This is a genomic window from Anabaena sp. FACHB-83, assembly GCF_014697485.1.
Taxonomy (GTDB): Bacteria; Cyanobacteriota; Cyanobacteriia; order Cyanobacteriales; family Nostocaceae; genus Nostoc_B.
On record NZ_JACJRY010000014.1, the window covers coordinates 118,094 to 133,366 of the forward strand.

Annotated in this window: 9 protein-coding genes and 1 pseudogene; 5 read left to right on the forward strand and 5 right to left on the reverse strand. The window is 36.2% G+C overall.

Going from position 1 to position 15,273, the window contains the following annotated elements:
* Positions 1-59: 59 nt before the first annotated feature.
* The 3 genes and pseudogenes from H6G79_RS36340 to H6G79_RS18065 form a co-directional block, all read right to left on the reverse strand.
* Positions 60-959: a GTP-binding protein gene (locus tag H6G79_RS36340; protein WP_199333989.1), complete on the reverse strand. Its 900-nt coding sequence runs from the start codon at positions 957-959 to the stop codon at positions 60-62.
* A gap of 1,803 nt (positions 960-2,762) precedes the next feature.
* Positions 2,763-3,830 (reverse strand): annotated as a pseudogene (locus tag H6G79_RS36345) (AAA-like domain-containing protein); the annotation flags it as partial.
* 3 nt (positions 3,831-3,833) lie between these two features.
* On the reverse strand, positions 3,834-5,189 hold the full coding sequence (locus tag H6G79_RS18065) for an AAA-like domain-containing protein (protein WP_190590778.1): 1,356 nt from the start codon (positions 5,187-5,189) through the stop codon (positions 3,834-3,836).
* Between the two features lie 230 nt (positions 5,190-5,419).
* On the opposite strand from H6G79_RS18065, the gene H6G79_RS18070 reads away from it, so the two are divergent.
* From H6G79_RS18070 to H6G79_RS18085, 4 genes are all read left to right on the forward strand, one after another.
* Complete coding sequence (locus H6G79_RS18070; RefSeq protein ID WP_190590777.1) at positions 5,420-6,076, forward strand: nuclease-related domain-containing protein; 657 nt, start codon at positions 5,420-5,422, stop codon at positions 6,074-6,076.
* 256 nt (positions 6,077-6,332) lie between these two features.
* Positions 6,333-7,250 carry a hypothetical protein gene (locus H6G79_RS18075; protein WP_190590776.1) on the forward strand — a complete coding sequence of 306 codons (918 nt, stop codon included), beginning with the start codon at positions 6,333-6,335 and terminating at the stop codon, positions 7,248-7,250.
* A gap of 46 nt (positions 7,251-7,296) precedes the next feature.
* Positions 7,297-8,277: a caspase family protein gene (locus H6G79_RS18080; RefSeq protein WP_190590775.1), complete on the forward strand. Its 981-nt coding sequence runs from the start codon at positions 7,297-7,299 to the stop codon at positions 8,275-8,277.
* Between the two features lie 27 nt (positions 8,278-8,304).
* Entirely contained in the window at positions 8,305-10,869 is a 2,565-nt protein-coding gene (locus tag H6G79_RS18085) for an NACHT C-terminal helical domain 2-containing protein (RefSeq protein WP_190590774.1), read from the forward strand.
* Between the two features lie 94 nt (positions 10,870-10,963).
* Here the strand turns inward: H6G79_RS18085 and H6G79_RS18090 are convergent, their stop codons facing one another.
* Both H6G79_RS18090 and H6G79_RS18095 read right to left on the reverse strand, forming a co-directional pair.
* Complete coding sequence (locus H6G79_RS18090; protein ID WP_190590773.1) at positions 10,964-11,428, reverse strand: HNH endonuclease; 465 nt, start codon at positions 11,426-11,428, stop codon at positions 10,964-10,966.
* Between the two features lie 3 nt (positions 11,429-11,431).
* Entirely contained in the window at positions 11,432-11,710 is a 279-nt protein-coding gene (locus tag H6G79_RS18095) for a hypothetical protein (RefSeq protein WP_190590772.1), read from the reverse strand.
* Between the two features lie 204 nt (positions 11,711-11,914).
* On the opposite strand from H6G79_RS18095, the gene H6G79_RS18100 reads away from it, so the two are divergent.
* Entirely contained in the window at positions 11,915-15,265 is a 3,351-nt protein-coding gene (locus H6G79_RS18100; RefSeq protein WP_190590771.1) for an AAA domain-containing protein, read from the forward strand.
* Positions 15,266-15,273 lie beyond the last annotated feature (8 nt).

Genomic DNA, 15,273 nt, shown 5'->3' on the forward strand with positions numbered 1-15,273 from the left:
CTAAACAGTGTCTTTCAATATTTATGGCTTTAATATTTTTGATTTCTTATACCACTGGGTTAGCACAAGCAATTTCCTAGTTGTTCAAGCAAAGTCTGGCGATCTAGATTTCGTCCAATCAGCAATAGCTCATTTTTGGGATTATCTTTCCACTCGTCATCATCAAGGGTAAACCGCTTACCGCACAAGTGGAAGATATGCCTTTTGGGACTTTCATCAAACCACATTATCCCTTTAGCGCGGAAAACGGTGTTAGGTAATTGATTATCCAAGAAATATTGAAATTTTCTGATGGCAAAAGCCTTGTCACTTTGGAAGAAGACTGAGGTGAAAGCATCATCAATATCAAAATATTTATCATAATCAAACAAGTCTACATTAAGAATTAAAGGCAGTGGTACTTGAGAGTGCTGGCTACGGACAATTCTCGCACCTTCTTTGACTTCGTTGATTTTTTGTTCTAATTGGCTCAGAGTAGCTTCATTAACTAAATTTGTCTTATTCAACAGAATAATATCACCATAGGCAATTTGACTATATGCTGCTTGAGAATCGAGTACCTTTAAGCTACAATTAGCTGCATTTACTACAGTGATAATCGAATCAAGGCGAGTTAAATCGCGCAATTCTGTGCCAAGGAAAGTTAACGCAATCGCTACAATATCTTCCAACCCAGAGGCTTCAACAATTAAGTAATCTATTCTCTCTTCTCTTTCTAAAACTTTATATACTTTATCAACCAAGTTATCGTTAATAGTATAGTTTTCAGACATATTAGATGATTGATACTTCTCAACTATATCTGAAACAACAGCAACTTCTCCAAACTCCCCAGCTATAACACCTACTTTTACATTTTCTTGGACTATATTTTTGATTATTTCGTTAATAAATGTACTTTTTCCACTGCCTAAAAAGCCAGTGATAATGGTGACGGATACACCCATTTTAGGCAACATTTTAGATAAATTTTGAATATATTTTGCAAAATTTTGTTTTTCTTTCTCTCGTTTTACATCTTTCAGAAATAAACTTTTTATAACTTCTTTTCTTTGTTGTTCTATTTCCTGTTCTATATGTTTAATATTGTTGACTGTTTGACTCCAATTAGATGCTATCTGCCATACTTGTGTGTGTTTTGCCTCTATATCGGTAAGTAAATCTTGAGAATTAATGGTTTGTTTATCAAATTTTTGCAACACCTGTATAGCTTCTTGTTCTACTCTCTCTAAAGCAAGGCGAACTGTGCGGATATCTAGCAATTGACTAGCTGCAAAAAATTTATGTTCCTGAACACTCAAGTTTCTTTCTCGAACAAATATCAACGCCTTTTGTAAATTTTCTCCGTATAAAAGTTTTGATTCATCTTTACAATTAGAAGCTAACCAAGCAATTACGGCTTCCGCATGAGGCCACAATAATTTTAAGCAATTTTCTACCCAACTTTTGTTGAATATAGACTCGTAAATAGGATTAGCAACTTTTAATTGATTCTGTACTTTAGTCACCAATCCTATACTGAGTAATTCTAATTGCTCTAAACTATCATCTACTGCTATTACTCCTTGTTGTAAAATTTGTTTATAGACTTCCAATGTCCAGAAAGAATGTGGTTGCTCCATGAGTAAATAATTATAAATTTTCCGCACATCTTCTAAAAACTCTTGATTTTTCCAGTTTTCAATTATTTGTGTTTTTATGAACCCTTCAAATTCTTCAACCTCCTTAATTGCATTATTAATAATGAAGTGACATAAATTTATAGTTAAACTGATATTTCCGTGAGTCCAATAAAATATTTTTTGAATAATGGCTTGAGGCTTATTAACATTCTTGGCTAATTCTGTAGTTGCTGCAATGAGGTTGACTTTTTCTGTGTCATCGGGAATTATCAATGCTAATTTCAGGGTATCTAATACTTGACTAACAATCAAAAATTCATGTTCTTCAATAGTTAAGTCTTTGCTTTCTGACCAAATCAAAGCCTCTTGTAATGACTGACCACTCAACAGATGTGATTCATCCTTAGTTTCCATCCACACTTCAAACTGTGGCGCAAATGGTCGCCAATCACTTATTTCTTGATTGACCCAGGTTAAATTAAAGATTGTGGCATATATGCGATTATAAATTATTAACTTATTTTGTTGCTGAAGGACTAAGCCAGACTGTAAAATTTCCCTTTGTTCTGCTGAGTTATCTTCTGCAATTTCTCCTTGTTGTAAAAGTTGTTGATAAAGTTGCAGAATATTAGGGACTAATTTTTTATTTTTGAGCAGAAGACTACGAATGGATTTAAAAAATTCTGCTGTTTCTTTGTTCTCCCAATTGGCAATTATATGGGTTTGGACTAGTTCTTCAATGTGTGCAGCTTCAGTATCTTCAATAATAACAGATTTATCATTAGTAATTAGCTGACCAAGCTTTTCGCTCAAAACAGGTTGAGCACCTGTCCAGGAAAGAACTTCCTGAATTATGATGTCAGGATTGCTAAATTTATTACCAAGTAAACCTTTAAGGGTGGCAGAATTTGCCTTTCTCAGTTCTTCAATATCTAATTCTCGACTAGCTCTCAAAAATTGGTTATCATCATCACTTAAGCTTTTTCCTTCTGCCCATTTTAGTCCATCTCGTAGTGCTTTACCTTGCAATAAACGGGAGTCATCTTGGCGATTAGACGCTAACCAAGCACTAAGGGATTCATCATAGGGACGTAGTTTTGCTAATTCTTGCCTAATCCAATTGGCATCGAAAACTGTTGAATATATTTGGTTATAAACTTTTAATTGACTCTGTTCCTTAACAATTAATCCTGACAAACGTAATTCTGTTTCTTCATAACTGTTATTTGGCTGTAACTGTTGGGACTTGAGAATATTTTGATATAGTCCAAGAAGAAGACCAGCACGTTGTTTATTATTGAGGAGGCGATCGCGTATCGTCCGTAAATGCTCTGGCTCATCTTGTGCTTCCCAATTTTCAATCAGATGCTTCTTAACTAGATTCTCAACCCATTGCGTTGCACTATCATCAAAAATTTCCGTTTCTGTATTGCGTATCAATTGACACAGTTTTTGCGTGAGAAACGGTTGTCCTCCAGTCCAATACAAAACTTCTGCCAGCAGTGATGTTCCGTTGCGGAATTTATCTTCTAATCCTTTGATTAAAGGTTCAACTTCTGCTAATTGAAATCCATGTAAATCAACAGCTTCACCAATATTAAATGGCGTTTGTTTCTTGTCTCTAATTAAATCAGATGGAGTCGCTACACCCAGTAAGGCAAATGTCAGTCGTCTTAAACTATGGTTATCAACACGCTGATTTTGGAAAAACCTAATAAGAGAGAAAAAATCATCGGCTGAAAAATCTTGACTTAGCACACTGTCAATTTCGTCAATGAAAATAACAATTGGTTGGTCAATTTTTCCTAACAACACTTCTGTAATAAAGGCTCTCAAACACGTCACTGCATCAAGATAGTGCCGCTTTTGTTGCCACCATGTCTGCCAATCAAAATCAAATCTGTTTTCTAAATGAAAGCTTTCTACCAAAGCATAAACAATACCTCCATACCACTGCTCTAAAGTAACTTTACGACCAATTCCGGTTAGGTCAATTACGCCACAAGCTATCCCCTGTGCTTTTAACCTTTGCATTGTCTGTACCCGCAAGCTAGACTTACCCATCTGGCGGGAGTTCAGCACATAACAAAGTTTGCCAGCCTGTAATTTTTGATAAAATTCTTCATCTGCTTGTCGCTTGACATAGCTAGGAGCGTCAACTGGAAGGCTTGCTCCGACCTGATAGGAGCTAGAATTGATTTGTGTCATCGTTTAACTTCCTGACAGGACACGGTGGAAATACTCACGGTAAAGTAGGCAACGAGGTATGACTTCATTCTTCTGGATTTGCACCAGTCCTAGACTGTGTAACTGATAAATTTGCATGGAATCCAACGCCACAGGAACAGGTGAATCAACTACCTTTTTTAGTGCTTGAGCTAATTTTGGCTTTCCTTGTAAAATATCCAAGAGCGATCGCAAATGATTGCTGTAAATTCCGGCTTCTGTTGTTGCTGAATCTAATAAATCTTCTAAGGTAATTTTCCCTGCCGCAATATAATACATTGCCAACCGCACTAAATATGGATGTCCTCCAACCATAGACATTAATTTTACTGTGAGTGCATCACTTTGTTCGATTTGATGCCTTTGCGCTAAATCTTCTACCTGTTGTCGATTAAACTCTCCTAACTCTACGGGTACTCCGGCATTAAAAGGTGATTGATGGATATCTAAGGGAATATGAGCTTCTGTAGAATGTGCTAATACTAGCCGTAGTTTTTCCCAATCCCGATTAAATTTTCCCTTTTCATGCCAAGAACGTAGCATTCCGAAGAAATTCACCACTAATTCCTGATTCTCAGGCAGAAACAATCGGTCTACTTCGTCTAAAATTAAGACTACCGGAGAATTGATATGAGCTAAAATATGCTTGTTAAAGTAAGCAGTACAGTTATCATTACTACTTAAAATATCTGTATTCCAAACATTCTTGACTTTATTATTCAGGTCTAGCTCATCACTAACTTTTCCACAAAGCCAACGTAGAAATGTATCGAGATTGCTTAATACAGCTTTTTCTACACTGCCAAAATCTAAATAAAATACTCGATAATTCTGATTTTCTGCATGATAACGAATCCTGATGAGCAAAGAAGTTTTACCCATCAGTTTTGGTGCTTTAATCCGAATTAGGGAGGCAGGCTGAACCAGTGTTTCATAGCAAAGAGATTCAATATCAGCATACTGAATATAAAAAGGCGAGTTAAGCGATACTAGACCATCTGGATATTCCAACTTAGGAATAGCAAACGTGTTATCAGCAGCAGGTTCTTGATGATTTGGTTGGAATGCTTGTTGTAATTGCTGAAGAATTGCCTTTATTTCTGCGTCTATTTGGTAGGTAATGCGATTACCAATGTGTATTGTATTCCCTTGAGCAATGTTAACGATGTAACTTCCTAACTGCACACGATTTTGTTCTGGAAGTATGCTCAGAACTTTCTGCAATACAGCCATATCCTCGTCACTACCAGTATTACCGAGGGTACGCTCAAGTATCTTGACTAACTCTTCCGGTTTAGGGAGGTTATTGTCCCATAATTGCAATTGGTTATCTGATGGCATAGTTGTGAGATGCTAGTTTCCGCAGATAAATGAGGAAATTGATGTTTTTCACTAAATAACACCATCAGCCCCATAAATTAGAGTATAAAATATTCCTCGCTATGGCATGACAGCAGAAATCACACATCAATTGCGAATGCGATGACTACCAATAGTTTGGTAGGCAATCCAGGTTACAAAAAATCTCAAACCACTCATGATAAAAAAAATTTTCTATTAAGTATAAAACATTGCTACCAAAGAGAAGACAGCCAGGAGAATATATCCGTAAACTGGGCAAGAAGCGGCAAAAATCCGCTTTACTAAATTATGCACTTGCAGTAGTAGTTCTTGTTGGGACAATTTTTTTATTCAGTATCTTCAGTAATTCTGCCTTGGCAATGATGGTCTTGCTAGGAGGATTAATCGCTTCTTACCGCCTACACAGCAATGGGCAATACTTGATGAAACGATCTGGTGATGCTCAAAACGGTGCTAAAGCTGAAACCCAAGTAGCTGCATTACTGTTCGCGTTGCAACATCAAGGATGGCAAGTAGAATACAACCTACGAATTAGGAGATGGGGAGATGCAGATGTAGTATTGTACTCTCCCAAAGGCAATTGGTACGTGATTGATGTCAAGTCACATGGTGGTACTAAAGTTTATGAAAGAGGTCATCTGCGAAAGCGTTATGGCAGAAATACCTATGATTTTGAGGAAGGTGATTTAATCAGCAAAGTAAAAGGTCAAGCTACAGAAGTCAGGTATTTAAAAGGTACTCAGCAAGTAACTGGACTGCTTTGCTTTACAAAGGGTGATGTCGATATTCCTAGTAATAATGCTGGTGAGATTTATGTGGTCACTGCTACTGATTTAGTCAATACTTTGTTGCAGTTGGATAAATGATTATAAATAGTTGTGATGGATTGTATATGAAAAGACTTATTGGAAATCCTGCTTTTCACATACCCATTGTCTAATCTTAAACCACCTGATGTTTAAGCATCTAGCTAAAACAAAATCTGAAAAAAATCAAAAAAATTGAGCTAGTTTACCGTATTCATCATTGTAGGGTCTAAAATTAAGCAGTTAGCTAACCGTAGAAATACGCTGCTACAAAACTTATGCTATCAAAGTTTATATTTCTTAATGGGAAAGCAAGATGCTGAGTAGTTTATTTGAGGACATTAAGGCTATTAGTGAATCTGAAGATCCTGAATGGATAGCTGCAAAACTGCAACAAATGAAAGACCCTGATGTGCAAAGCATTGTTGTGGGGGATTCTAATTTAGAAAGTTTTGATAAAGGGATTTTAGAATTTTTAAACTTAGTGCAAGACCAACCCTGGATGTATGCAACACACAAGTTTGGTTACATCGCGCCTTATAACTCAGGTTCAATACAACCCCAAGCCATCCAACATCCTAGTGCAATCCAACCCGACAATAGCCTTAAAAACAACCGCATCAATATTCGCTTAGATCGCCTCCACATTGAAAAGTATCCCGGTGGAGGGACACATAATGTCTTAATTACTTTTGCTGTGAGAAATCAACTCGCTAATACCCAAGAATCAGTCAGTTTCAGTCAAACCTATCGGGTGCAAGAGGGACAATCTGCTGGTATTGCTGGCTACCCCGTATTTATTGGTTTAAATGTGGGTTCACAGGGAATAGCCTTTGAATGCTCAACAGTAAACGTGAAAAATGAGGAAGACAAGACAATATTAGCAGCATTAGAATCTTCACCTTTTCAAAGTGGACTCAAACTTTTAACCACTACTCAACCAGCGATCGCACCGTTTACAGAAATTACTTTAGGAGTTGTAAGATTACTTGCTCAACGCAATGAAAATGTCGCTGTACAAAAATTTTACCTGGGACTAGATTTTGAAGATTCCGCAATGGGTTGTCGTTTAGCTGAAGGTAATTATATTGCTGTGCAAGTTGCTGATGAAACAGTCATTGACTGGAACAAATGGATTTACAAACCAGAGGTAGGAGCAATTGTCCATAAAGCAGACAATTCTCAACTACCTTACAACTACGTAATATTCCGTATTAGTCGGTACGAAGAATAACCAGATTATTTTGTATTAGCCACTTTATTGATAGGACAAGATAGAAATGACTGAGAAATTCACTCACGGTTATGCGTTATTAATTGGTGTTGGTGAGTCTGCTTATAGTAAATTATCTTTACCTGTGACTGTCAAAGATACCCAGGCAATCTATGCTGCCTTAATTGATCCCAATTTATGTGCTTATCCCGATGACCATGAACAGGCTCATATTCGGGTACTGAATAACAAAGATGCAACCAAGGCAGTTATTTTGGATGGATTAAAGTGGTTAAAAGAAAAAGCAGAATCTGACCCTGGTGCTACGGTATTTGTTTATTATTCAGGACATGGCTGGGTAGATAAAACCACAAAACAATATTATTTATTGCAGCATGACATTAAACCCACTAAAATCGCCAGTTCAGCATTATCAGCAGAAGATTTTACATCCGCATTACGCCAAATTCAATCTGAACGTTTATTAGTTGTAATTGATAGTTGTCACGCAGCAGGAATGGCAACTTCTAAAGATGCAGATTTAGAACTTGAAGAAGAGTTTGATGATTTTATCCGAGTTGCACCATCCAAAGGTTTAATTGATGAGTTGAAACAAGGTAAAGGCAGAGTAGTTTTCACTTCCTCTGAAGGTGAGCAAAAATCTTACTGGGTAAAAGATGAAACAATTAGTATTTACACTTATCATTTTCTGGAAGCTTTACAAGGTGCGGGAAACAAACCAGGTGATACAGAAGTAAGAGTTTCTAACATCATGAATCATCTTGGCAAAGCAGTACCTGAAACTGCGCGTCAGTTATATAACAAGGAGCAAGTCCCTCAAAATGATATGACTGGAGGAGATTTCGTAATTGCCAAGCTTCGCGGTGGTAAAGGTTTACCCGATAAAGGATGGGAAGAAGTGAAGCCTGAAGCAACACAGACTATTTACAAAATTGGCCAAATAATAGGTAAACAGCAAGCAGAAAATATTCTCAATATTGAGAAAGCCGATAACTTTCACTTTGGTAATGTCATTCACAAAAGTTAACTTTTGCGGTGCAACGAAGGATGAACAATGACTACCTCCGATGACCTCAAGATTATTTTTGCAAAACTTGCAGATAAAACAGCTACAAATGAGGATCTTGAACTTTTGCGTCAAGCCTATGAAAGTAGCCAAAGAATATCATTTCAATATGGTGAATCTGTCATCAACATTGGTGAAGGAAAAAGAATACAGATAGGAGATCAAATTTATCATGACATAAATATTGAAAGAATTAGAGAAATTGTTTTGTCTATACTGAATGAGCAGCAAAGTTCTACTCAAATCTATTTACCTTCAGCAATACTTGAATCTCAAGTATTAAAAGTATCCCCAAAAGGGAGAGAAAAGGCACGAAAAGAGATGATAAACAAGGCACTGAGTGAAGTTCATCTTGCAGAAAAAATAAAAATAGATATTTCAACAGTTCTAGATTTTTTTAATTTTGAGTTGGTTGAAAAAAATATTTTTACTCAAATCTGTGAACAACTGAATTTGCCTTGGCAGAATATTGTAGATGATATTGATGTAATAGTTAAAGAATTAAGGGAAAATATATATTCTTATATTCAAGAAATTTGTGGCAAAATGCGAGTTCTAGATATGGAGCATCCAATAGGACTATCTGCCATATATACCAGTGTTAATATTCTGCAAAAAATCTTAGGACGCAGACGCTTAGGAATTAGAGAACTATTACAAGGCTGTAATTTGCAAGAGTTTGATCGATTTGGTTTAACTGATATAAAAGAAAAGCGTGTACCTGGATTAGAAGCAGTAAAAATTTATAAGAAAATAATTATTTTAGGCAAGCCAGGAGCTGGAAAAACAACCTTTTTAAAATATCTAGCAATTCAATGCAATGAAGGTGTTTTTCAGCCAGATAAAGTCCCAATTTTCATTACACTTAAGGATTTTGCAGAATCAAAATATAGTCCAACTTTACTGGAATATATAAATCAACAGTTAGCGGAGTACCAGGCTGATAATTTACAAATAGCGAATAAAATTCTTGAAAGAGGTAGAGGACTAATACTACTTGATGGACTAGATGAAGTTAGAGAAAGCGAGCATGATCGTGTACTACGAGAGATTCGCCAATTCTCTGTAAGATTTAGTGAATGTCAGTTTATTATGACCTGCCGAATTGCTGCTAGAGAGTATACTTTTGAGCAATTTACTGAAGTGGAGGTTGCAGATTTTGATGACCAACAAATTCATGATTTTGTTGACAAATGGTTTCAAATAAAAAAAGATATCGTTAAAGTTGGTAAGTTTACTCAGAGGGTCAAGGAAAATGAGCCAATTCGGGAATTAGCAACTAATCCTTTACTATTAACATTGCTTTGCCTGGTATTTGAAGATTCAGGAGACTTTCCTCCTAATCGCTCAGAACTCTATAAAGAAGGGCTAGATGTACTACTAAAAAAGTGGGATGCTAAACGCAACATAGAACGAGATCATGTTTATAAAAGATTATCGCTTAAACGTAAACAAGACTTGTTGAGCCAAATTGCTTTCTCTACCTTTACACGCAGTGAATACTTTTTCAAACAAAAGTTTTTGGAAGAGCAAATTACGGATTATATTCGTAATTTACCTGATGCAAGCACAGATTCAGAAGTATTGCAATTAGATTGTGAAGCTGTACTAAAATCGATTGAAGCGCAACATGGATTGTTAGTAGAAAGAGCAAGGGGAATTTACTCTTTTTCACACTTGACATTTCAAGAGTATTTTACTGCTCAAAAAATAATTACTAGCTCTAATCCTAATGCACAAGAGCAAGCTTTGCACTATCTAGTTACTCATGTGAGCGAGAAGCGTTGGCGAGAGGTTTTTTTACTATCCGTCGGAATGTTAAATAATGCAGAATATCTCTTAACGCTGATGAAAGAAAATATAGATACTTTACTGGTTAAAGAACACAATCTTCAAAATTTTCTTAACTGGGTGCATCAAAAATCACAATCTACTCAACTTCCCTACAAATTAAATTCAGTACGAGCCTTCTACTTTGCAATAGCATATACTGTTAGTTTAAATATGAATAAAATTCGTGATATTAAAGCTGCTCGTGATCAAATTTTAAGCTGTACTCATGACCTCACCAACGCAATTGCTCGTGATTTTATACAAACTCTTGCTCGTGCTATTAGTAATGCGCTCGATAACGCTCAACAAATATCATTGTCACTCGATCTAGACCTTTGTTTTATTCTTGATCCTAACCTTACGCAAAACGCCTTGCTTCCTCGTGACATTGCACTCGCCTTTGATAGTGAACTGCAATATGAGTTGAAAGAACTCAGAGATGAACTACATATCGACAGTGAATACTCTTCTAAACAACTAGTTCAATGGTGGCACGATAAGGGTCGAGATGTTGTAGCAAGGCTTAATAGAATAATACTACCATTTGTTAATAGTGTTATTGATTGGCAGTTTAATCAAGAGCAGCAAAAACAACTGAAAGAGTATTATGAAGCAAATAAGTTATTAGTAAATTGTTTAAATAGTGACTGTTACATAAGTAGAGAAATACGAGAAAATATAGAAATAACCTTATTGCTACCGATAGTAAAATATCAATAGTTAGATCATAACATGAAGGTCTAATTCACAATTAGGCTATATTCCAGAAAATCTTATTACAAAATCAGAAATATTATAGAGAACACACTATTTCCTATCCGCCTTGCTCAAATTTTGTTTGCATAGGATCATCCGTTGGTGGATGCCGACCAATTTCTTTATCAGCCTCACGAATATTGATCACCCGTTCCCGGTTCAAGCTTAATGCGGTGACTGTTGCTCGTCCTGTAGCTGTCAAACCCACAATTAACAGTCCATCGGCAGACCAAATAAAATGCTCACTCCAGTTACACTGTCGTGGATTAAATAATGAAACTTCTTCTCCAGATAAAGGATCAGTTGCTGTCAGCCGATTTGTCTTTCTGCGATTGCAGTGAAAGCAAGCCAACGCCAGATTTTCTAAATTATCTGTTCCACCCAATGACAAGGGTATAACATGGTCTACGGTGAACTGTACATACTGCCATTGTTCAGAGGCATGGCAATACTCACATAGGTACTTGGCTCGTTGACGTACCTGCTTTTGGGTAACTTCAGGGATTTTACTACGAGAGGACACAATTTACGATGCTGACTGAGTTGACGCAAAGGATAAATTACGAATTGTACGATTGACAAAGCTTAAATAATCATCAATTTCTTCGTAGCAATCAAGTTCTTGTTCTTCTTCTGTACTGAGTGAAGTGTCTTGCTGTTTTGCCAACAGTTCTTCAACGCGACTTTGAACAGTGCTGGATGCTCGAAAAACTGGAATACCTTCCTCTAAATCAATCCGCACTGCACCATCAATGGGTAGCGTTGTTGGCAGACAGGATAGTTTCGGTGGCTGAGAGATGCTCATGGCAGTGCCAGAAAGTTAATCGATGAGTAGTTTGATTTTAGCTCAAAGGTGCGTAGGCGTAGCCCGTTGTAAATATTGCTTGCTGATTTAAGCATTTTAACCAAATTGTATAATTTTAAACATTTTTTGTGTAACAAATTACCTTAGCATCTAAGTAAAGGGATAATGCAACGCTAAAGCCAGTACAGCAACTTGGAGGTAGTTTTGAACGTAGCTAGTAAGGTAGATGCTATTCTCAACGCTTGGTTAGACTACATTAATTTAGATGAATATAGTAAAGCCAGGGTTGAAACCAACAGCGATAAAGTCAAACAGCGTGGTGTAAAGCTAGTACGTGACCATTTATTAATTGAGCAAGCCACGTTTTCAGAATTACAGCAAAAAGTTAAGCAAAGGCAAAATACCATACAAGAGGCAGTATGGGTTTTATCATTTCCCCAAGTTTTAGATGTAGAAAAGGGAAAATCTTATCTTTGTCCTCTGTTTAGCTTAGACGTTACATCTATCCTTAAAGGGGAGTATCAAGCACAAGGGTGGAACTTAGATAGCTTAATACTGATAGAAGCTGGAGACAATTTAGGTACTTTTCTGGGATTAGATGATGAACAGTGTGAAAAATTGATTACTCAAGATGGGCTACGAAGTTTTCTGGAAACTACTTTTAAGCTAACATTTGATAGCTATCAGAATTGGATGGAAAAGGTTGTTATTTCCCGTCGCTCTCGTGAACAAATTCAACGTCAGCCTTATTTATTTGAGTTTACAGGATCTGCATATAATTATAATCTCCGGCAAGACTTAAAAGAGATTAAATTAGGCTCGAAAAATTGCTCAAAAGGACATCCTGCTTTTGAATACTTGTTTGGTGAACCTAAGTCTGAAAAAGAAGAAGTTATCTATATGGGAGCTTTCCCAACTCACGCACCGACTAATTCACAATCAAAAGCACTCAAACACGCTCAAAGTGAACCGATAACAGCTGTACAAGGCCCACCTGGTTCGGGTAAAACTACTCTGATTCTTCATGTTATTGCTCAACAGGTAGTTAAACGCGCACTCAATTTAATTGAAATTGGTCAGAATATCAATAACCTAACGGTAGTTAGTAGCACGAATAATAAAGCAGTTGATAACGTCATTGAAAAGCTAGATGAATTTTTTCAAGATGAGTTATTTTATCTCAAAGGGGGAAATAAAGATAATATTGAATCAGCCAATGGAGCTATTGCAAAATTACGGCAAGCTATTGATTTTTTACAAAAGAATCAATTTGATGAGCACCTAAATAATTTATTAAAACGAAAAATTCAACAGATTAAAAAAGAATTGTTAGAAGAAGAGTCTAGATATTTAGAATTAAGCCGACAGTGGGATTTAGATAAACAAAGACATAAACATATTTCACAACAGATTCAAACGCTACAACAGAATTTAGACGAAATTCTCTCAACCTTAATTCCTTTTCAGCAACGAGCCAGAGATTTATCAAAGTACAATCAACTACCAATACAAGCCTATAACATTATAGAAAAGCATTTTAACAAGGCTGAATCACTTCTATCTGAAGGAAGATTAGCTTGGTGGGTTCGCTTTTGGCGTTGGCTGACTGGGAAAACGGAAGAACGTATTTTGCGTGAGCTAAATTCAACTTGTAAATCAGCTATAGAACAAACAGCTACAACTATTTTCCCTATAGAACCACCTACCAATCGCGCTGATTTAATTCAAAAAGCAGGCTTAGTTAGAGAAAGAATAAATGAAGCAGGTGAGTTAAAAAATGTACAAAAAAGATTAGAGGAAAAATATAAAGACAGAGACCAGATAAATCAGCAAAGGGAAGACGCTTTTAAGGAATTCCAGTTATTAGAGATTAGCTTGGCTAATCCACCAAAAAATTTTTATACATCCTTTCACCAGAAATTTCATGACAAGCACAAAGACCTATTTAAGCTATCGCGTGATTTTCTTATTCAACAAGCACTCTACAACAAACATAACATCAAACCAACTCTAGAAATTTATTGTAGTCTTATTTCAGGAGATTGGAAGTCGAAATATAAGATTGCGGAAAACCTAGATGAGCATATTAAAAATCTCAGCTTGATTTTTCCGGTAATCACTTGCACATTGCTTTCAATCCGCAAAATGATTCCTTGGATTGAGGAATGTGTTGACCGCACAATCATAGACGAAGCGGGAATGATTGACCAGCATAAGGCTTTTCCGTTATTAGTGCGATCGCGTAAAGCTATCATTGTTGGTGATCCTCTACAAATTGAACCTATTATTACTTTGGGCGATCAAAGACGCGAATATTATCGCCAAACAGCGTTTATTAATAGAGGATTAACAGACATTGATTACCATCGTTATAGTCCAGAAGAGGAGTATAGTGCTACGGCTTATCACCGCGCTGCTGGAGCAACTGGAGAAGGCGAAGATAAAGGTAAAGGAATTATTTTAAGAGAACATTACCGTTGTCAGCCTAGTATTATTCAATATTGCAATGCTATTGCTGACTATGATTTAGAAATCAAAACAGAACCAGTCAATTCTTTAGTAGAGTCGCACTTAATTGCTTATGATGTTGAAGGTAATATCCGCAATAATGTTAATGAGGAAGAAGTTACTGCTGTATGTGAGATAATTGAGCATTTAGTTAAACAAGGTTACTCAGTAGAAGATATAGGCGTTATTTCACCTTTTAAAGTTCATGCTGCTGCGTTGAGAGAACAATTAAGAAAAAAATTTTCTCAATTAGACTCAAAATCTGTTGGCACAGTTCACACCTTTCAAGGTTCTGAGAAAAAAGTCATTATCCTATCTACAAAAGTATGTCAACCGCAAGATAATGTTTACTGGATTAACAAACGACCAAATCTTTTAAATGTTGCTGTATCAAGAGCTAAAGAATTATTTATTTTAGTTGGTAATCTTTACAGACTAGAAAAAGGAAACCTGACTCGGCAACTTGTTGAACATATTCGAGAGTATGGAGTTGTATTAGAGTATAAATCAGCAGCAGAAATTCCTAAAGCAGAACCTGGTACTATTCCGGTTTATGATTGTGATCATTTAAGAATTTTTAGAGAAGCTATCGACCAAGCAGAGGAAGAATTGATAATTGTCACGCCTTGGATTAGAGGAAGTGAATCAAAACTGTTTGGTAAAGAGGTTGTTTCAGTTTTAGAAAGAAGAGTTAAAGTAACAGTAGTTTACGGAAATAAAGGTAACGAGGAGAATGATAATAATGATCCCACAATTGAGAATAAGCTGAGACATTTATTCTCACAATATCCAGGTTCACAATTAATTCGCTTAGGAGAAGGAAAACATATAGAAAGTAGAGGAACAAATGAAAGGATTTTGGTACGTGATACGAAACTGGCTATTATAGGAACTTGGAATTGGCTTTCTCACCCTTACAGAGCGCAATGTGGCAGGACATCGTTAAATATTAAACCTCAAATTCGCCAAGAAACAAGTGTACAATTTTCTGATTTATCGTCTATTGAGAGTATAAAAGCAAAAATTTATCAATTAATTTCACAATAGTTAAAAAT

Coding starts and splice junctions, on each gene's coding strand:
- H6G79_RS18085 (WP_190590774.1), top strand. CDS start 8,305: ATGACTACCTCCGATGACCTCAAGATTATTTTTGCAAAACTTGCAGAT.
- H6G79_RS18095 (WP_190590772.1), bottom strand. CDS start 11,710: ATGAGCATCTCTCAGCCACCGAAACTATCCTGTCTGCCAACAACGCTA.
- H6G79_RS36340 (WP_199333989.1), bottom strand. CDS start 959: ATGTTGCCTAAAATGGGTGTATCCGTCACCATTATCACTGGCTTTTTA.
- H6G79_RS18075 (WP_190590776.1), top strand. CDS start 6,333: ATGCTGAGTAGTTTATTTGAGGACATTAAGGCTATTAGTGAATCTGAA.
- H6G79_RS18080 (WP_190590775.1), top strand. CDS start 7,297: ATGACTGAGAAATTCACTCACGGTTATGCGTTATTAATTGGTGTTGGT.
- H6G79_RS18065 (WP_190590778.1), bottom strand. CDS start 5,189: ATGCCATCAGATAACCAATTGCAATTATGGGACAATAACCTCCCTAAA.